The 18,043-nt window shown below is 58.4% G+C and carries 18 protein-coding genes and 1 riboswitch; of the genes, 10 read left to right on the forward strand and 8 right to left on the reverse strand.

Features of this window, described 5'->3' with window-relative positions; genetic code table 11:
- On the forward strand, window positions 1-362 hold a 362-nt coding region (locus tag DA373_RS16420; protein WP_232821192.1), incomplete at its 5' end, for a hypothetical protein.
- A gap of 20 nt (window positions 363-382) precedes the next feature.
- Here the strand turns inward: DA373_RS16420 and DA373_RS04460 are convergent.
- Window positions 383-2,185: a TonB-dependent receptor domain-containing protein gene (locus DA373_RS04460; RefSeq protein WP_107851144.1), complete on the reverse strand. Its 1,803-nt coding sequence runs from the start codon at window positions 2,183-2,185 to the stop codon at window positions 383-385.
- 35 nt (window positions 2,186-2,220) lie between these two features.
- Window positions 2,221-2,420: riboswitch (cobalamin riboswitch) on the reverse strand.
- Window positions 2,421-2,598: 178 nt separating this feature from the next.
- Here DA373_RS04460 and DA373_RS04465 point away from each other — a divergent pair.
- Window positions 2,599-3,939: a sulfite oxidase gene (locus DA373_RS04465; RefSeq protein ID WP_107851145.1), complete on the forward strand. Its 1,341-nt coding sequence runs from the start codon at window positions 2,599-2,601 to the stop codon at window positions 3,937-3,939.
- A gap of 9 nt (window positions 3,940-3,948) precedes the next feature.
- Entirely contained in the window at window positions 3,949-4,314 is a 366-nt protein-coding gene (locus tag DA373_RS04470) for a hypothetical protein (RefSeq protein ID WP_107851146.1), read from the forward strand.
- Here the strand turns inward: DA373_RS04470 and DA373_RS04475 are convergent.
- The gene (locus DA373_RS04475) at window positions 4,308-4,835 is read right to left on the reverse strand and encodes an ATP--cob(I)alamin adenosyltransferase (RefSeq protein WP_107851147.1); all 528 of its coding nucleotides are present in this window, start codon (window positions 4,833-4,835) and stop codon (window positions 4,308-4,310) included. The genes DA373_RS04470 and DA373_RS04475 overlap by 7 nt on opposite strands.
- Window positions 4,836-4,971: 136 nt before the next feature.
- Between DA373_RS04475 and trmA the strand changes: the two genes are divergently transcribed.
- A complete protein-coding gene (gene trmA / locus DA373_RS04480; RefSeq protein ID WP_107851148.1) occupies window positions 4,972-6,072 on the forward strand; it encodes a tRNA (uridine(54)-C5)-methyltransferase TrmA in 1,101 nt (366 codons plus the stop codon).
- Between the two features lie 119 nt (window positions 6,073-6,191).
- Here the strand turns inward: trmA and DA373_RS04485 are convergent, their stop codons facing one another.
- From DA373_RS04485 to rpmE, 3 genes are all read right to left on the reverse strand, one after another.
- The gene (locus DA373_RS04485; protein WP_107851149.1) at window positions 6,192-7,439 is read right to left on the reverse strand and encodes a malic enzyme-like NAD(P)-binding protein; all 1,248 of its coding nucleotides are present in this window, start codon (window positions 7,437-7,439) and stop codon (window positions 6,192-6,194) included.
- Between the two features lie 121 nt (window positions 7,440-7,560).
- Window positions 7,561-8,298: a thermonuclease family protein gene (locus DA373_RS04490; protein ID WP_107851150.1), complete on the reverse strand. Its 738-nt coding sequence runs from the start codon at window positions 8,296-8,298 to the stop codon at window positions 7,561-7,563.
- Between the two features lie 115 nt (window positions 8,299-8,413).
- The gene (rpmE, locus tag DA373_RS04495) at window positions 8,414-8,629 is read right to left on the reverse strand and encodes a 50S ribosomal protein L31 (protein ID WP_107851151.1); all 216 of its coding nucleotides are present in this window, start codon (window positions 8,627-8,629) and stop codon (window positions 8,414-8,416) included.
- 125 nt (window positions 8,630-8,754) lie between these two features.
- Here rpmE and priA point away from each other — a divergent pair, with 125 nt between their 5' ends.
- Window positions 8,755-10,965: a primosomal protein N' gene (gene priA, locus DA373_RS04500; protein ID WP_107851152.1), complete on the forward strand. Its 2,211-nt coding sequence runs from the start codon at window positions 8,755-8,757 to the stop codon at window positions 10,963-10,965.
- 145 nt (window positions 10,966-11,110) lie between these two features.
- On the opposite strand, the gene DA373_RS04505 is transcribed toward priA, so the two are convergent.
- On the reverse strand, window positions 11,111-11,704 hold the full coding sequence (locus DA373_RS04505; protein ID WP_107851153.1) for an LON peptidase substrate-binding domain-containing protein: 594 nt from the start codon (window positions 11,702-11,704) through the stop codon (window positions 11,111-11,113).
- A gap of 242 nt (window positions 11,705-11,946) precedes the next feature.
- Between DA373_RS04505 and argS the strand changes: the two genes are divergently transcribed.
- From argS to rraA, 5 genes are all read left to right on the forward strand, one after another.
- Window positions 11,947-13,701 carry an arginine--tRNA ligase gene (gene argS / locus DA373_RS04510; RefSeq protein WP_107851154.1) on the forward strand — a complete coding sequence of 585 codons (1,755 nt, stop codon included), beginning with the start codon at window positions 11,947-11,949 and terminating at the stop codon, window positions 13,699-13,701.
- 3 nt (window positions 13,702-13,704) lie between these two features.
- Window positions 13,705-14,289 carry an SPOR domain-containing protein gene (locus DA373_RS04515; protein WP_107851155.1) on the forward strand — a complete coding sequence of 195 codons (585 nt, stop codon included), beginning with the start codon at window positions 13,705-13,707 and terminating at the stop codon, window positions 14,287-14,289.
- Between the two features lie 81 nt (window positions 14,290-14,370).
- Window positions 14,371-14,901, forward strand: a complete 531-nt coding sequence (gene hslV, locus DA373_RS04520) for an ATP-dependent protease subunit HslV (protein WP_107851156.1) — start codon at window positions 14,371-14,373, stop codon at window positions 14,899-14,901.
- A 27-nt stretch (window positions 14,902-14,928) separates the two neighbouring features.
- Window positions 14,929-16,257, forward strand: coding sequence for an HslU--HslV peptidase ATPase subunit (hslU, locus tag DA373_RS04525; protein WP_107851157.1), 1,329 nt, complete (start codon window positions 14,929-14,931; stop codon window positions 16,255-16,257).
- Window positions 16,258-16,353: 96 nt separating this feature from the next.
- Complete coding sequence (gene rraA / locus DA373_RS04530) at window positions 16,354-16,839, forward strand: ribonuclease E activity regulator RraA (RefSeq protein WP_107851158.1); 486 nt, start codon at window positions 16,354-16,356, stop codon at window positions 16,837-16,839.
- Window positions 16,840-16,896: 57 nt separating this feature from the next.
- On the opposite strand, the gene DA373_RS04535 is transcribed toward rraA, so the two are convergent.
- Together DA373_RS04535 and cysE are read right to left on the reverse strand one after the other, a co-directional pair.
- A complete protein-coding gene (locus tag DA373_RS04535; RefSeq protein WP_107851159.1) occupies window positions 16,897-17,106 on the reverse strand; it encodes a cell division protein ZapB in 210 nt (69 codons plus the stop codon).
- A gap of 142 nt (window positions 17,107-17,248) precedes the next feature.
- Entirely contained in the window at window positions 17,249-18,031 is a 783-nt protein-coding gene (cysE, locus tag DA373_RS04540) for a serine O-acetyltransferase (RefSeq protein WP_107851160.1), read from the reverse strand.
- Between the last annotated feature and the right edge of the window lie 12 nt (window positions 18,032-18,043).

Consider the following 18,043-nt stretch of genomic DNA (forward strand, 5'->3'; position numbering starts at 1 on the left):
GGCTTCCTTCAGGCCCTGCCGTTGGCCAACAGCGCCCTTGCCATTCGGATTATCTTCCCCTCAGTCAGGGTGATTCAGGTTTCTTTCAACCTGACGGGTTTGCCAGCTTCGCTGGGCAAACAAAAAAGCCGGCGCGAAGGCCGGCTTGCATCAATCAGGACAAGGTATCCCACACCAACACGCAGCATTACGTGCCACCTTCGCTTGTCGCCTGCTGCGAACTTTCACAGGAAGTTCGGTCAGGCAACAAACTCGGTACTAGCGAGCAAACTCGCCCATGTATGCTCGACGATGGCATCCTTGCCATCGACGGTTGGCTTTGGGAACACCTTGTCCTTCTTCATGCTCTGCCAAATGCATAGAGCGAAGAAGTATCACTCACTCAGAAGCGGTAGTCGGCCCCGACGTAGAACTCCATATCGGGAGCATCGTAGCTGTAGGCTACCTGGTAGTCCTTGTCGAACAGGTTATTGATCTTGCCGTTCAGAGTCAGGTTGCTGGTAAGCGGATAGCGGGCACCGATATTCCAGATAGTGTAGGAAGGCATAACCACTGGCATTTTGACATAGTCGCCATTTACCACCTGATAAAAACCATCATTCCGTTCACCAACATATAATACTTGTGCAAATAAGTTAGCTCTGGCTACATCGATATCACCGATCCAGCTGAATTTACGCTTTGCGCGACGATCCAATTGTTTCACCGTGGCTATATTTTTCGCATTGTTATACTCATAATTGACTGTATGATGTACGGGTCCCGTATCAGCCTTAACAACGAACTCTACTCCTCTGATGAGAACATCAACATTTTCTGTAGAGTTTTCTAATTTACTGATCATGCTATCTATTTCATTTCTATAGACGCTCAACCTCCAATCTAACAAATCATAATCACCGGTGAAATCTAACTCCCAATTTTGAGACTCCTCTGGCTGCAAATCAGGGTTTGAGTAGTTGGGATAATAGAGGTCGCTAAAACTCGGTGCTCTAAAAGCAGTACCATAACTTAAAGTCGCTTTGTGCTTCTCAGGCAGATCAAGTGACAAAGCACTCTGCCAGGTACCATGGGTGCCAAACTGTTCGTTATCATCAACGCGACCTGTCAGCTCGATAGATAACGAGTTCCATGAGTGAAAAGCTGAAATAAACACACCGGTATTATCACGGTCCGGGGCTACAAAGCCAGATAGCAATCGATCCCGTTGCCAATCTATTCCGACCAGAGCATAACCTTGGGCTGAGTAATGATGCTGTATCAAACCATCTAAACGAGTTATAGCAGAACTAGCTTCTGAAAAAGTACTAGCACGCTTCCCTTTAATCCAACTTTCATCTTCAAACTCGCTATAACTGGCATTTAACTCACTATTTATTTCACTTCCCTCAAAGCTCAGGCCTGCATCCACTTGGAAGTATTGAGTATTTCCAGTATCTGCGAAGCCACTGCCATCATCATCGAAATCAGTATTATTTTTCCAGCCACTATAATTAGCATCTATTGTCCAATTCTGGTTAAGTTGATGCTCAACACCCAGAGTCAGATTCTTGCTGTCGAAGCCATCCCGATCCGGCTCGTTATTATCAGGAATAACGTCGTAACCTCTAGTTTCCCGGTAGCCGGTCGCCAGCTGCAGACGAGTGGCATCGGTCACCCACTGGTTAACGGATACATCGGCGGCATAGTAGTCATTACTGCCGGCAGTAACGCCCACACTAGTATCATTTACCTTGGAAGTGGTGATGATATTGACCACACCGCCAATGGCACGGGAGCCATAGATGGCGGCACGGGGGCCACGAATATATTCAATGCGCTGAACATTGCTGACCGGTAACTGACTGAAGTCAACGTTAGTATTCACCAACTGTGCCATGGGGCGGCCATTAAGCAATACCAGAACATGGTCGGACTCGGTGCCACGCACAAACAGGCTGGAGCTCTGGCCAATACCACCACTTTGAGTACCAAACTGCATACCCGGCAGGGTTTCAAGGAGATCCACAAGAGAGCGGGGCTGGCGGCGTTCGATTTCGGCCTTGGTGATCACTTCCACCGGGGCCAGGGCGCTGGTGAGCGGCTGCTCTACCCGGTTGTAGATGGTGATGCTGGTAGGTTCGGATGAATTCTGGGCAAAGGCGGCCCATGGCAGCAGAGTAGCTGCCAACAACTTTCTGGACATGTTCTTCCCTAGTACGCGTAGTGAGGCCCACGGGCCTTGTGACTCTCTCTTTGGCAGGTTTTCGGGCTTGATGGCTCGGGCTGTGGTTGCCCACCTACGGCGACGGCTTCCCGCCCTGCGGCAGTGCCTGGAATTTTCCGTGTCGCTTTCGTTCCTTCTCACCGCTGCGCGCCAGCTCCGGATTTGCACCGGATTCCCGTTTACGCCTGTCGGCACCAAAGCGCGGGCATTATAGGAAAAGGTTAACCGGGTGTATATGCATGATTTATGAGAATAAACGCACTGGATAATCAGTTGTAAAACATGAGCGCCATCTCAATTACACAAGCATCACATATATTTAACCTTGCCGCATTTGATAGCCTACCCGTTCGGGTCATAGGCATTGCCACACGTCACAAGGAGAGAACACCATGGCCAGCGATTCCAATAACGAGCAGAAACCACAGCAGCGCGGGCTGCATGAAATTTACCGGGAAGATCCCATCAAGGCCGACGAACTGGTCTGGGGCCGGGAAACCGATGCCGGCAGCCGTCGCGGCTTTTTGAAGCGCAGTGGCCTGCTGGCCATGGCCACGGCGCTGGGGGCCAGTATTCCCTTTGCCAAAAACATGCCCGCCGGCCTGATCCCGGCAGCCTTCGCTCAGTCCGACGAGCCTTTTTCCCTGCCGGGCAAGGAAGGCCTGACCATTCTCAACGACAGGCCCATCAACGCCGAAACTCCGCCCCACCTGCTGGACGACGAAATCACCCCGGCCAAGCATATGTTTGTGCGCAACAACGGCCTGGTGCCCAATATCGACAGTCTGGATCCGGAGAAGTGGACCCTGGAGATCGCCGGCGAGTCCTGCGAGAACCCCACCACCTTTACCATTGCCGAGCTCAAGTCCCGCTTCAAGCATCACAGCTACCAGCTGACAGTGGAATGTGGCGGCAACGGCCGCAGCGAATACGTGCCGGCAGCCAGCGGCAACCAGTGGACCACCGGCGCCGTGGCCAGCCCCAAATTTACCGGCGTACGCCTGCGGGACGTGCTGGAAGCCTGCGGCATCAAGAAAGACGCGGTTTACATTGGCTATTACGGCGGCGACCTTCACCCCAGCGGCGACCCCAGCAAGGAATCCATTTCCCGCGGGGTGCCCATGTCCAAGGCGCTGGAAGACGAAACCCTGATCGCCTGGGCCATGAACGATGAAGACATTCCGGTGCTGAACGGCCACCCGCTGCGGCTGGTGTGCGGCGGCTGGCCCGCTTCCACCTCGGGCAAGTGGCTGAAAAAGATCGTCATTCGCAATCGAGTGCACGACGGCAACAAGATGGCGGCCCCCTCCTACAGCGTGCCCAAATATCCGGTCGCCCCGGGCACCCAGGTACCGAACGAAGACATGGAAATTATCGAGTCCATGCCGGTCAAGTCACTGATCACCTTCCCCAAAACCGGCATCAGCCACCAGCTGGGTCAGCCGTTGCAGGTACGCGGCCATGCCTGGGCCGGCGATCTGGAAGTGAGCGAGCTGCACCTGTCCATCGACTTTGGTGCCACCTGGCACAAGGCCGAGCTGCGCAAACCTGCCAACCGGCTGGCCTGGCAGCACTGGCAAAGCGAGCTGACCTTTCCCGAGAAGGGCTACTACGAAGTCTGGGCCAAGGCAGTAGACAGCGAAGGCAAGGCCCAGCCCATGGTGGTGCCGGGCTGGAATCCCAAGGGCTATCTCAATAACGCCTGCCATCGCATTGCGGTACAAATCGTCTAGGAGGTGAGCATGATACGCACTGCTGCACTGGCATTGCTGCTGGGCCTGACGGCCGCGCCCGCCTCGGCTGCCGAGCTGGATCCGCAAACCGGCTTTATTATTGCCCCCGGCTGGGAGACGGTACGCAACAACTGCACCGCCTGTCATTCATCCAGACTGGTCACCCAGAACAGTGGCAGCCGGGAGCACTGGCTGTCGCTGATCCGCTGGATGCAGGACAAACAGGGATTATGGCCTTTTGATGCCCAGACCGAGAAGACCATTCTCGACTATCTGAGCTCTGCCTACGGCCCCAAGGAAGGTGCACGCCGGCCTCCGCTGCGGGCCGATCAGCTGCCGGAAAACCCCTACCGGCAACCGGCCAAGGCTCAGTAATTAATGCTGATGTAAGGCACTTCTTCCTCGTTTAACCGGGCCTTGATGGTCACGGTGAGCACAAAGAAGAAGTTGGCCAGCACATTGGCAAAGCGGGGCAGGGTTTCATCGAAACGCCTGCCCTCTTCCTCCAGCCGCACCAGCATGCGCACGATTTTCTTGCCGGTACAGCGGCACAGGTGCAGCTGCGGCACCGGCGCCGGCCCGCGCGGCAAAACAAACCCCGTGACCCTGCCTTCGGTTTGCTGCTGATAATGGCTGTAACGTGCTTTCAGCCACTCGATATCCTGCTCAAAAATGCCGTTCTTGCCCCGCACCGAGCCGTTCAGGTTGTAAATCAGCGGTTGCAGTTGTTCCAGATCGGCGCGTATGTCGTCGCACCCCTCGGGCAGTGCCGCCAGCACCACGCCAATATGGCAACAGAGTTCGTCGGTAAGAATTTCATAATCGCAGGTGAGGCGGGTTTCATAAATGAAGGGGTAACACCACTCCCGCAAATCGTCCGGCCTGGGTCGCCGCATGGCCTGGCTCCTGATGTTGGATTCACAAGCTCGCAGTCTGGCAAAAAGCCGCCATCGTCACCAGCACCCTCTGGCCAACTGGACAAATTCACTACAACCCGTAGAATTTGCGCTCCGTTTTAAAGTGAGGCACGTCATGAGCACCCAGGTCACCCCGCACAGCTACCAGACCCAACTGGACGAAAAGGCCGCCCGGCTGGAGCAGACCTTTGCTCCCTTTACCCCGCCCAAACTGGAAGTATTCGCCTCCGAGCCCGAGCACTACCGCATGCGGGCCGAGTTCCGGGTATGGCACGAGGGCGACGACCTCTACTACATCATGTTTGATCAGACCACCCGGGAAAAATACCGGGTGGAGCAGTTTCCCGTCGCCTCAAAGCTCATCAACACCGCCATGCCGTTGCTGCTGGAAGCTCTGCGTCCCAACCCGGTGCTGCGTCGCAAGCTGTTTCAGGTGGACTTTCTGTCATCGCTGAGCAACGAGCTGGTGATCAGCCTGCTCTATCATCGTCAGCTGGGGGAAGACTGGCAGGCGGAGGTACAGAGCCTGCGCGCCTGGCTGCAGGAAAAAGGCATCAACGCCCACATTATCGGCCGGGCCAAAAAGCAGAAGCTGGTGCACGACTGCGACTATGTGGTGGAGCGGCTGAATGTAGCCGGCAACGAGCTGATTTATCAGCAGGTGGAAAACAGCTTTACCCAGCCCAATGGCCGCATGAATGAAAAAATGCTGAGCTGGGCCCTGGACGTGACTCAGAATGCCAGCGGCGATCTGCTGGAGCTCTATTGTGGCAACGGCAACTTCTCCCTGGCCCTGGCGCGAAACTTTCGCCGGGTTCTGGCCACGGAAATATCCAGCTCATCGGTGAAGTCGGCCCAGTACAATATTGCCGCCAATGCCATCGACAACGTCACCATACTGCGCATGTCGGCGGAAGAGTTCACTCAGGCCATGCGGGGCGTGCGCGAGTTTCGCCGGCTGCAGGGTGTGGATCTCAAGAGCTACGACTGCAACACCATACTGGTGGATCCGCCCCGGGCCGGGCTGGACGAAGATACGGTGAAGCTGGTGCAGGACTACGACAATATCGTGTATATCTCCTGCAACCCGGACACCCTGCGCCAGAATCTGGAGACCCTGAGCCAGACTCACCAGATCAGCCGCTTTGCGCTGTTTGATCAGTTTCCCTATACCCACCATATGGAAGCAGGGGTCTACCTGACCCGCCACAGGTGAGGAGTGAGGAGTAAGGGGTGAAGATGAAGAGGCTCACCTTACCCCTCACGCTTCACACCTCACATTCGAACAACAAAAAGGGGAGCCGAGGCTCCCCTTTTTCATGCATGGGCTGAAACTCAGTCCTGCAGCATGTAGTTTTCCGGCAGCTCGATGCGGGCGACACCGGATTCCACGGCAGCCACGGCCACGGCACGGGCTACGCGGGGCAGCAGACGCGGGTCCATCGGCTTCGGAATTACGTAGTCCTTGCCGAATTCCAGAGCGTCGTAACCGGATGCGGTCAATACTTCCTGCGGCACCGGCTCCTTGGCCAGAGAGCGAATGGCGTCAACGGCAGCCACTTTCATTTCATCGTTGATGCGGGTGGCACGCACGTCCAGAGCACCGCGGAAGATGAAGGGGAAGCACAGTACGTTGTTCACCTGGTTGGGGTAGTCGGAGCGACCGGTACCCATCACCAGATCCTGACGAGTGGCGTGAGCCAGTTCGGGCTTGATTTCCGGATCCGGGTTGGAGCAGGCGAAGATAACCGGGTTCGGCGCCATCAGCTTGATGGCTTCGGCCGGCAGTACGTCCGGGCCGGATACGCCCACAAATACGTCGGCGTCGGTGATCACGTCTTCCAGAGTACGCTTGTCGGTGTTGTTGGCAAACAGTGCCTTGTACTCGTTCAGATCGTCACGACGGGTATGGATAACGCCGTTACGGTCCAGCATGTAGATGTTTTCACGCTGGGCGCCACACTTGATCAGCAGCTCCATACAGGCAACGGCGGCGGCGCCGGCACCCATACATACGATGTGCGCGTCGGCGATGTCCTTGCCCTGAACTTCCAGTGCGTTGATAAGACCCGCGGCAGTTACAATGGCGGTGCCGTGCTGGTCATCGTGGAATACAGGCACGTTGCAGCGTTCGATCAGCTCACGTTCAATTTCAAAGCACTCGGGAGCCTTGATGTCTTCCAGGTTGATACCGCCAAAAGTGTCGGCGATGGACTCAACGGTCTGAATGAATTCTTCGGTGGTGCGGTGCTTGACTTCGATATCCACGGAGTCGAGGCCGGCGAAACGCTTGAACAGCAGCGCCTTGCCTTCCATTACCGGCTTGGACGCCAGCGGACCCAGGTTACCCAGACCCAGAATGGCGGTGCCGTTGGAGATAACCGCAACCAGGTTGCCTTTGGCGGTGTACTTGTAGGCGTTTTCCGGATCGGCGGCAATTTCGCGCACCGGCTCGGCTACACCCGGGCTGTAGGCCAGGGACAGATCCTTGGCGGTTTCTGCCGGCTTGCTGATTTCAACGGAGATTTTGCCCGGCTTGGGGAAAGCATGATAGTCGAGCGCTTTTTGACGGAAGTCGGTCATTTTGCGAGTACCCTGATGCGATTGTAGACAGTTATTCGATTACGCTGTGAACAAGTTTATCACAATGTTTATACAATGTGATACTAATCAACTTTTTTCACCTTGCCCAGATCTGATCCAGTTATTTTTCACGGTAAAACTGCCAGGGATGGTTAATCCAGAGCAGCCATTCGCCGGCCGTTTTACGGACATAACCACGCACAAACAGCCAGTCACCGGCCTGCAGGCGCCCCAGCTCACGCCGTGAAGCAGCAGCAAGCCGCTTGCCGGCACGAACCCTGAGGCCACCCTCGGCCAGCAGCACCACGCCCCCGCGATAAACACGCACGTCGTTCACCCTGATCAGCAAACGTTGCCAGCCGGTGCGCTTCGGCGTTGCCGGCACACCTTGCGACCAGATGCCCAGTCGCTGCTGGCGGGCAGCCTGCTCGGCCAGCAGCAAACAGGGCCAGTAACCGTGATTGGGCGGGATCAGCAATAACTCACCCAGGCCCGCCGCCAGCATATTTTTTACCAGCAACTGCCCGCCATCGGTCAATGGATGAGCCAAAAGGCGTCCATAATCATCACGCCTTTCCGCTGCAAAAACCAGTTTCATTTGACTCTTATCTGGTATTTTATTGCGCAGCCAGCGCCGGGCAGCGCTTGCACCCGGCTCGGGAGCCAGACGACCCTTTTTGTATAGTTCCGGTGTATCCACGCCCACAAAGCGAATACTTCTGCCGTCCATAAGAAGTACGGTATCTCCGTCTATTACTTTTTTAACATTTACGGTTTCATACTGATGGAATTGCGGGCAGGAAGCGATGGCTTCAAAAGACGACAGAATGAAAAGAAAAAACAGGATATGCACAAACATGATGGCGTACCGGCGTCAGGCGAGCCTGTTAACCATGGTAAAGAAAGCGGGCGGGGGCAAATAACAGGCAACAAAAAAGCGCCCGCAGGCGCTTTTTTGAGACCGGAGCAGCAGCTTATTTTTTGCTGCCCAGCATGCCGAAACGCTTGTTGAAGCGATCAACACGGCCGCCGGTGTCAAGAATCTTCTGCTTGCCGGTAAAGAAGGGGTGGCAAGAAGAGCAAACGTCCAGGTTCAGATCGTGGCCCAGGGTGGAGCGGGTCTTGATCTCGTTACCGCAAGAACATTTGGCAACAATTTCTTTGTATTCCGGGTGGATACCTTGTTTCATGGACAACCTCTGTCAGTAGGCCGTGTCGCTATCTGATCCTGAGCCAGACACCACACGAGAGTTACACGTTTTGTGAAGGGTGCGAATAATATAGGATCGCCTTTTTTCAGGCAAGGAAAATGCGGATGAAAAAACCAGCAACAACCACACTCGAGCAACAGGGCTTGCTGCGGGTGGTGCTGCCCGTTCCGCTGCGCCGGGAGTTCGATTATCTGTGCCCGCCGCCCCTGCCTGCCCCCGGCTGTCGGGTGAGCGTCCCGTTCGGCAACCGGGCCCTGGTGGGACTGGTGGTTTCCCACCCCGAGCAAACCGAGGTGGACCTCGCCCGCATCAAACCCGTGACTGCCATTATCGATACCACACCGGTACTGGGCGAAGCCGAGCGACGACTGCTGGCCTGGGCGGCGCAATATTATCTGCACCCGCCGGGCGAGGTGTATTTCCAGGCCCTGCCCACCCTGCTGCGCAAGGGTGAGGACGCCGGCTATAAACCCCTAGAAAGCTGGCACGCGCTGGAGGGCGACACCGGCACCCTGAGCCGGGCGGTCAAACAACGCCAGGCCCATACGCTGCTGCAACAGGCCCCCATGACCCCGGGCGAACTGGCGGCCCGGGGGGTGACCTCAGCCATTCTCAACGCCCTGGCCAAAAAGGGGCTGGCGGAAAAACGGGAAACCCTGCCCGCCCGCACCGACTGGCGCGAAGACATACACATAGATGAAGACGGCAAACCCCGGCTGACCACGGAGCAGGCGCTGGCAGTGAGCCTGTTACAGCAGGCAGACAGTTTCAGTCCCTTTCTGCTGGAAGGCATTACCGGCTCGGGCAAGACCGAGGTCTATTTGCAGGCCATGGAGCCGGTGCTGAAGGCGGGCAAACAGGTGCTGGTGATGGTGCCGGAAATCGGCCTCACCCCCCAGACCATCGCCCGCTTTCAGCGCCGCTTTCCGCTGCCGGTGTGCACCCTGCACTCCGCCATGAACGAGCGGGAACGGCTCGACGCCTGGCTGGCCTGCAAGGACGGCAGCGCCGCCATTGTGATTGGCACCCGCTCCGCCCTGCTGACGCCCTTTGCCCGGCTGGGACTGATTATTATCGACGAGGAGCACGACAGCTCGTTCAAGCAGCAGGACGGTTTTCGCTACCATGCCCGGGATCTGGCCCTGCTGCGGGCCCGGATGCTGAACATTCCCATCGTGCTGGGCTCGGCCACCCCCAGTTTTGAAAGCCTGCACAACGCCGCCACCGGCAAATACCGGCTGCTCACCCTGAGCCAGCGCCCCGGCAGCGCGACTGTGGCCGAGCACCTGCTGCTGGACAGCCGCCACGTTCAGCTGGAAGCCGGGTTGTCACCCCAGCTGCAGCAGCTGATGAGTGAGGAGCTGAAAAAAGGCAATCAGGTGATGCTGTTTCTCAACCGCCGGGGCTATGCCCCCGTGCTGTTGTGTCACGACTGTGGCTGGCTGGCGGACTGCGAGCGCTGCGATGCCCACTACACCTGGCACAAGAGCGGCAACCGGCTGCACTGTCATCACTGTGATCATCAGCGCGCCCGGCCACCCCATTGCCCCCAGTGCGGCAGCCAGCAGCTGGTGGGCACCGGCCTGGGTACCGAGCAGGTGGAGCAGGCCCTGGCCATGCTGTTTCCCCAGTACAGCACCATTCGCATCGACCGGGACAATACCCGGCGCAAGGGCAGTTTTGAGCAGCACCTGGAAGGCATTCGTGCCGGCAAATACCAGATATTGATCGGCACCCAGATGCTGGCCAAGGGTCACCATTTTCCCGACGTGACCCTGGTGGCCATGCTGGACGTGGACGGCGCCCTGTTTGCCGGGGATTTTCGCGCCGCCGAGCGCCTGGCCCAGCTTTATATTCAGGTGGCCGGCCGGGCCGGACGGGCCAGCAAGCCGGGCCGGGTGGTGCTGCAGACCCACCATCCGGACCACGCCCTGCTGCAGGATCTGGCCAATCAGGGCTATCGCCATTTTGCCCATACCGCCCTGCAGGAGCGCCGTCAGGCCGGGCTGCCGCCCTACAGCCATCAGGCGCTGTTTCGCTGTCAGGCCACGCAGGCCGACGCCTGCCGGGCGTTTCTGGAGCTACTGGCGCAACAACTGGCCCCTGCCCTGCCCGCCGCCGTACTCTGTCTGGGCCCGTTCAGTGCCCGCATGGAACGCAAGGCCGGGCAGTACCGCTACCAGATGCTGCTGCAGGCCGGCAGCCGGCGGGAGCTGGCCAGCGCCTGCCGGCGGGCGCTGGCCATTGCCGACACGCTGCCGGCGGCGCGCAGGGTCAGATGGTCGCTGGATGTGGATCCGCAGGAGTTGTGGTGACCTGCAGGAAGCAACAATGCGGTTACACTCCGCCGACACGCTTCAAGCACATCCGTGTGTCGCTCGGCACATGGCGTCCATGCCATATGACGGTCGGCTACGGCAATCCCCATTGTCACTTCAGAAAGTTGCGGTGAGGCTGGAATCAGTGCTGCTGACCCGGGTGAGCATCGTCGGGCCGGATCATGGATAACAGAAAGGTCAGGGCGCGACGGCAGCTGGGCTCGCTCATCAGCAGCTGGGTGTAATCGTTCTTGATGGGCAACACCTCCAGCCAGCGCTGGGTCACCCAGGCGGCGTCCTGCCAGCGCGGCTCGGGATGCAGCTCCGCCAGCTCGGGATATTCGGTAAACACCTCCTGCAGCTTGTCGGAGAGAATTTGTTCTACCGGCGACAATGAGCAGGATCGCCAGTTATCAAGCAAGTCCACCTCGGCCTGCAACAGGCCATCTGCCTCCTGAGCCAGCTCGCGAATGCGAAAGCGCTCGGTCGCTTCCACGGTAATGCCGAGCAGGCCGTCTTCCAGAGTATAGAAGTCGACAATTTTTACTCGTGCCCCCAGCATATAGAGATCGCCCTTGCCACTGTCGTCGGGATCTTCCAGCATGCCGATGCCAAAGCCACGATCGTCCTTGCCGGCCTCGGCCACCATGCGTACATATTTGGGTTCAAAAATGCGCAGCGGCACTCTGCCTTCCGGCAGCAAATGAAGAGTCAGCGGTAACAGTGCCAGTTTCATGGGCTGCTCCTTATGCGCTTTCTATCAGCATGAACGGGAAACACCTGTTTTGCCACATGCCAGCCTTTCGACGGACATGGTGCATGCTGCAGCGGTATACCAGAATGACCCGCCACAAGCTGTCCGGCTTTCAGACAAGTTCGGTGACTGCCCTGAACGGTAGTTTTTGACGCCCGTTATGAGTAGAATTTACGCCCCCTCGGGTTTTGCTCGACCTTGTCTCAAACTTTGGTGAACTGATAATGAAAGAACATATTCAAGCGCTGCTTGAGCAGACGGTCTCTACTCTCAAACAACAGGGCAAGCTGCCTGCCGAGCTGGAGCCCCGCATCCAGGTAGACCGCACCAAAGACAAGGCTCACGGCGATCTGGCCACCAATCTGGCGCTGTTGCTGGCCAAGCCGGCCAAACAGAACCCCCGCACCCTGGCTCAGCTGCTGGTGGACAACCTGCCCGATTCCGAGCTGGTGGCCAAAACCGAGCTGGCCGGCCCCGGCTTTATCAACTTCTTTCTCGACAGTGGCTGGCTGGCCCGCCAGGTCGATGCCATGGTCGCCGACGAGCGCGCCAACGTGCCTGCCACCGAGCATCCACAAACCGTGGTGGTGGACTATTCCGCCCCCAACGTGGCCAAGGAAATGCACGTGGGCCATCTGCGCTCCACCATTATCGGCGACGCCGTGGTGCGCACTCTGGAATTCCTCGGTCACAAGGTGATCCGCGCCAACCATATCGGTGACTGGGGCACCCAGTTCGGCATGCTGATTGCCTATCTGGAAAAGCTGGAACAGGAAAATCCGGACGTGCTGTCTTCCGGCCTGTCGGATCTGGAGCAGTTCTACCGGGAGTCCAAGCAGCAGTACGACGCCGACCCCGACTTTGCCGAGCGCGCCCGCAACTATGTGGTGAAACTGCAGGGCGGTGACGCCTACTGCCTGAACATGTGGCAGAAGCTGGTGGACATCACCCTGCAGCACAATCAGGCCGTTTATGACCGTCTGGGCGTTTCCCTGACGCCGGACAATGTGATGGGCGAGAGCATGTATAACCCCATGCTCAACGACATTGTCGCCGATCTGCAGCAAAAGGGTCTGGCGGTGGAAGACGAGGGCGCCCTGGTGGTGTACCTCGACGAATACAAGAATAAAGACGGCGACCCCATGGGCGTGATCGTGCGCAAGAAGGACGGCGGCTTCCTTTACACCACCACCGACATCGCCTGCGCCAAATACCGCTACGAGCAGCTGGGTGCCGACCGGGCCCTGTACTTTATCGACTCCCGCCAGCACCAGCACCTGATGCAGGCCTGGACCATAGTGCGCAAGGCCGGCTATATCCCCGACACCATGAGCCTGGAGCACCACGCCTTTGGCATGATGCTGGGCAAGGATGGCCGTCCGTTCAAGACCCGCTCCGGCGGCACCATCAAGCTGGTGGATCTGCTGGATGAGGCGGAAGAACGCGCCACCGCCCTGCTGGAGCAGAAAAAGACCGATCTCAGCGCCGAAGAAAAGGCCCAGGTCGCAAAGCGGGTGGCCATGGCCGCAGTGAAATACGCCGATCTGTCCAAAAGCCGTACCACCGACTACATCTTCGACTGGGACAACATGCTGTCGTTTGAGGGCAACACCGCCCCCTACCTGCAGTATGCCTACACCCGGGTGCAGTCCATTTTCCGCAAGGCCGGCGTCAGCGCCGATGCCCTGACCGGCAAGGTGGTGATTGAAGCCCCGGCGGAAGAAGCCCTGGCCCAGAAGCTGGTGCAGTTCAACGATACCGTCAAATCCGTGGCCGACAAGGGCATGCCGCACCTGCTGTGTCTGTATCTGTATGAACTGTCCGGCGCCTTTATGAGCTTCTACGAAGCCTGCCCCATCAACAAGGACGGCGTGCCAGCCGAGGCCCGGGCCAGCCGCCTGCGTCTGTGTGCCGCCACCGCCAGAGTGCTGCAGCAGGGTCTGTCCCTGCTCGGTATCGACACCCTGGAGCGGATGTAAGCCATGCCCAGGGATTACGTTCGCCGCAGCCCGCCCAAAAAAAAGGGCGGCTCCCCAAAGCGTGCCGGCGGTCGCAGCCGGGCGCCGGAGCGACGTATTCCCTGGCTCGCCATCCTGTTTGCCCTGATGCTGTTGGGTGGCCTCGGCTACATCATCTTTCTGATCAAGGGGTCTGCCGGGCAACAGCAGGTTGCCGAACCACCCCCTGCCCAGCAGCCGGCACCGGCAAAAAAGATCAATCCCATTGATCAAAAGCCGGTGGAAAAGTGGCGTTACATTGAGCAGCTGGAAAACAAGGAAGTGGTGGTGAGCGTGCCCACCCCCGCCAGCGAGCGCAAAAAGCCCGATGCCGCCCCCAGCGTGACCTACTACATGCAATGCGGCTCGTTCCGCTCCTCGGCCCAGGCGGAGCAGCTCAAGGCCCGCATCGCCTTTCAGGGGCTGACCTCGGAAGTCAGGCGCAGCGAAGGCAGCAACGGGGTCTGGTACCGGGTGGTCATGGGCCCCTACGACAGCAAGCGCCTGGCCGATCAGGAAAAGCACAAAATGAGCCGCATCAACACCGGCTGCATCGTGCTGCAGGGTTGAAGTTTTTCCCGCCCGCCCCCATCTTCGTGAACATGACATTTTCGCCGGCCCGGCCGGCAACACCGTCAAGTGAGGTTCACAGTGACAACAATCGTTTCAGTACGCCGTAACGGCAAGGTGGTTATCGGTGGCGATGGCCAGGTTTCCCTGGGCAATACCGTGATGAAAGGCAACGCCCGCAAGGTTCACCGCCTGCACAACGGCAAGGTGCTGGCCGGCTTTGCCGGTGGCACCGCCGACGCCTTTACCCTGCTGGAACGCTTTGAGGCCAAGCTGCAGGCCCATCAGGGCAACCTGGAGCGCGCTGCCGTGGCGCTGGCCAAGGACTGGCGGACCGACCGCGCCCTGCGCCGGCTCGAGGCCCTGCTGGCGGTGGCCGATGACAAGCATTCCTTTATCATTACCGGCAACGGCGACGTGGTGCAGCCCGAGCAGGATCTGATCGCCATCGGCTCCGGCGGCGCCTTCGCCCAGTCCGCCGCCCGCGCCCTGCTGGAGAACACCGACATGGACGCCCGGGACATAGTGGAAAAGGCGCTCACCATCGCCGGTGACATCTGCGTCTACACCAACGGCAACCAGACCATCGAAGAACTCGACTACGGCCACTGAAGCGGGCCGCTGCAACAGGATTACATTATGTCTGACATGACCCCGAGAGAAATCGTCCACGAGCTGGACCGTCACATTGTCGGCCAGGCCGACGCCAAGCGCGCCGTGGCCATCGCCCTGCGCAACCGCTGGCGCCGCATGCAGCTCGAGCCCGAGCTGCGCCAGGAAGTCACCCCCAAGAACATTCTGATGATTGGACCCACCGGCGTGGGCAAGACCGAAATCGCCCGCCGCCTGGCCAAACTGGCCAATGCGCCCTTTATCAAGGTGGAAGCGACCAAGTTCACCGAAGTGGGCTATGTGGGCAAGGAAGTAGACTCCATTATTCGCGATCTCACCGACATCGCCATGAAAATGGTGCGTGAGCAGCAGGTGGAGAAATACCGCCACCGCGCCGAGGAAGCCGCCGAAGAGCGGGTGCTTGACGCCCTGCTGCCCAACCCGCGCAACACCTGGGGCGAGGAAGAAAAGGCCGACAACAGCGGCAGCCGCCAGATCTTTCGCAAGAAACTGCGCGAGGGCAAGCTCGACGACAAGGAAATCGAGATCAATGTGGCCGCGCCGCAGATGGGCGTGGAGATCATGGCCCCCCCCGGCATGGAAGAAATGACCAATCAGCTGCAGGGCATGTTCCAGAACCTGGCCGGCAATACCAGCAAACAGCGCAAGATGAAAATCAAGGAAGCCTTCAAGCTGCTGGTAGAAGAAGAAGCCGCCAAGCTGGTGAATCCGGAAGAGCTGAAAGAGCAGGCCATTCACGCGGTGGAAAACCACGGCATTGTGTTTATCGACGAGTTCGACAAAATCTGCAAGCGCGGCGAAAGCTCGGGCCCCGATGTGTCCCGGGAAGGGGTACAGCGGGATCTGCTGCCGCTGATTGAGGGCAGCACCATCAACACCAAGCATGGCATGGTGCGTACCGATCACATGCTGTTTATCGCCTCCGGCGCCTTCCAGGTCGCCAGACCTTCGGATCTGATCCCCGAGCTGCAGGGCCGTCTGCCCATTCGTGTCGAACTGAGCTCGCTCACCACCGAAGACTTCGAGCGCATTCTTACCGAGCCCAGCGCCTCGCTTACCGAGCAGTACAAGGCACTGCTGGCCACCGAGAACGTGCATGTGGAGTTTACCGATGACGGCATTCGCCGCCTGGCCGATGCCGCCTGGCGGGTGAACGAGACCACCGAGAACATTGGTGCCCGTCGTCTGCACACCGTGATGGAGCGGCTGCTGGACGAGCTGTCGTTCGAGGCATCCGACAAATCCGGCGAAACCATCACGGTAGATGCCGATTATGTGGATCGTTATCTCAAGAATCTGGTGGAAGACGAGGATCTGAGCCGCTTTATCCTCTGATTCATATGATTCCGGGAGCGGTCACATCATTGTGATTGAAAACCGCTCCCGCCCCCTTATACTGAAGTTACCTTGTCCTCAGACGTGGCTGACTCCATGGAATACAATACTTCTGAACTGTGCGATACCTACATTGATATGGTCGACGTGGTCGAGCCCATGTTCTCCACCTTTGGCGGCCGCAGCTCTTTTGGCGGCGTCGTTTCCACCGTCAAGTGCTTTGAGTCCAACGGGCTGATCCTTGAGGTGGTCAAACAAAATGGCGTGGGCCGGGTATTGCTGATCGACGGCGGCGGCTCATTGCGCCGGGCGCTGATCGATGCCGATATCGCCGAAACCGCGGCGGAAAATGGCTGGGAAGGCATTGTCTGCTATGGCTGCGTACGCGAAGTCGACGCCCTTGAAGACACCGACATCGGCATTCAGGCCCTGGCCTCCATTCCGGTAAGTGCAGACGACAACGACACCGGCGAGCTGGACGTGCCGGTCAACTTTGGCGGCGTCACTTTCCTGCCGGAAGATCATCTCTATGCCGACACCACCGGCATTATCCTTTCACCGGAAGCCCTGGATATCGAGTAAAAAAATGCCGGCCTCAAGGCCGGCATTTTTATGAAAGCGTGAACGCGCCAAGCGCAATCAGGCGCTTTCTTCCACCTGATCAATCTTGCCCAGCAGTGCCTGCAGACGCTCCTGCCAGGCCTGTTGCTGCTGACGCAGCTGCTGGTTTTCGTCGCCCAGCTTGCCATTTTGCTCTTTCAGCTCGTCCACTTCCATCTGCAACAGAGAGATGGTGTCAACCGCAGTCTGGATTTTGGCTTCCAGCTTTTCCAGTACATCAAAAGACATGTGCTAACCCCTGTAATTCACGTTTCCGGCCGTTCGGCCCCTCAGCCTCGAGCATACCTTGGCCCCGCGCGGACAACAAGACACCGCGCCGGGCTGCAAGCCGTTTGTCGCAAAATTATGCCGGCCCGGTCAAATCACTACGTCAGATATTCTGGCTCATATCGAGCGAAGGCTTGTCGGAGCCCGGTCGCCCCACTACCCGGGCCGGCACACCGGCCACGGTAGTGTGGGCCGGTACCGGTTCCAGCACCACACTGCCGGCGCCGATCTTGGCACCGGTACCCACCTCAATATTGCCCAGGATCTTGGCGCCGGCGCCGATCATGACCCCTTCCCGAATCTTGGGATGACGGTCGCCCCCTTCCTTGCCGGTGCCGCCCAGGGTTACGCTCTGCAGAATGGAGACATCATCCTCGATCACGGCGGTTTCCCCCACCACTATGCCGGTGGCGTGATCAAACATGATGCCCTTGCCAATCCGCGCCGCCGGGTGGACATCCACTCCGAACACCACCGAAATCTGGTTCTGCAGGTAGGTGGCCAGTGCACGGCGGCCATGGCGCCACAACCAGTTGGAAATGCGATAGCCTTGCAGGGCATGAAAGCCCTTGAGATACAGCAAGGGGGTGGAAAACAGCTCTACCGCCGGATCCCGTTCCTGTACCGCACAGATATCGGTAGCCACCATATCGAGAATGGCGGGTTCCTCATCCAGCGCCACCTCGATGATTTCCCGCAGCGAGATAGCCGGCATCACCGAACTTTCCAGCTTGTTGGCCAGAATAAAGCTCAGGGCGCATTTGAGGGTATCGTGGTTAAGAATGGTGGAGTAGAAAAAGCTGCCCAGCATGGGCTCTTCCGCAATCATACGCTGGGCTTCTTCACGAATACGCAGCCAGGTTCTGGATTGAATGCCGTCTTCCATGGGTAAAACCTT

Origin of the sequence: Oceanimonas marisflavi (assembly GCF_003049725.1) — a bacterium.
GTDB classification, from domain to species: domain Bacteria; phylum Pseudomonadota; class Gammaproteobacteria; order Enterobacterales; family Aeromonadaceae; genus Oceanimonas; species Oceanimonas marisflavi.

Excerpts from the sequence above, each read along its gene's own strand:
- DA373_RS04460 (WP_107851144.1), bottom strand. The coding sequence starts at position 2,185 with ATGTCCAGAAAGTTGTTGGCAGCTACTCTGCTGCCATGGGCCGCCTTT.
- DA373_RS04465 (WP_107851145.1), top strand. The coding sequence starts at position 2,599 with ATGGCCAGCGATTCCAATAACGAGCAGAAACCACAGCAGCGCGGGCTG.
- DA373_RS04470 (WP_107851146.1), top strand. The coding sequence starts at position 3,949 with ATGATACGCACTGCTGCACTGGCATTGCTGCTGGGCCTGACGGCCGCG.
- DA373_RS04475 (WP_107851147.1), bottom strand. The coding sequence starts at position 4,835 with ATGCGGCGACCCAGGCCGGACGATTTGCGGGAGTGGTGTTACCCCTTC.
- trmA (WP_107851148.1), top strand. The coding sequence starts at position 4,972 with ATGAGCACCCAGGTCACCCCGCACAGCTACCAGACCCAACTGGACGAA.
- DA373_RS04485 (WP_107851149.1), bottom strand. The coding sequence starts at position 7,439 with ATGACCGACTTCCGTCAAAAAGCGCTCGACTATCATGCTTTCCCCAAG.
- DA373_RS04490 (WP_107851150.1), bottom strand. The coding sequence starts at position 8,298 with ATGTTTGTGCATATCCTGTTTTTTCTTTTCATTCTGTCGTCTTTTGAA.
- rpmE (WP_107851151.1), bottom strand. The coding sequence starts at position 8,629 with ATGAAACAAGGTATCCACCCGGAATACAAAGAAATTGTTGCCAAATGT.
- priA (WP_107851152.1), top strand. The coding sequence starts at position 8,755 with ATGAAAAAACCAGCAACAACCACACTCGAGCAACAGGGCTTGCTGCGG.
- DA373_RS04505 (WP_107851153.1), bottom strand. The coding sequence starts at position 11,704 with ATGAAACTGGCACTGTTACCGCTGACTCTTCATTTGCTGCCGGAAGGC.
- argS (WP_107851154.1), top strand. The coding sequence starts at position 11,947 with ATGAAAGAACATATTCAAGCGCTGCTTGAGCAGACGGTCTCTACTCTC.
- DA373_RS04515 (WP_107851155.1), top strand. The coding sequence starts at position 13,705 with ATGCCCAGGGATTACGTTCGCCGCAGCCCGCCCAAAAAAAAGGGCGGC.
- hslU (WP_107851157.1), top strand. The coding sequence starts at position 14,929 with ATGTCTGACATGACCCCGAGAGAAATCGTCCACGAGCTGGACCGTCAC.
- rraA (WP_107851158.1), top strand. The coding sequence starts at position 16,354 with ATGGAATACAATACTTCTGAACTGTGCGATACCTACATTGATATGGTC.
- DA373_RS04535 (WP_107851159.1), bottom strand. The coding sequence starts at position 17,106 with ATGTCTTTTGATGTACTGGAAAAGCTGGAAGCCAAAATCCAGACTGCG.
- cysE (WP_107851160.1), bottom strand. The coding sequence starts at position 18,031 with ATGGAAGACGGCATTCAATCCAGAACCTGGCTGCGTATTCGTGAAGAA.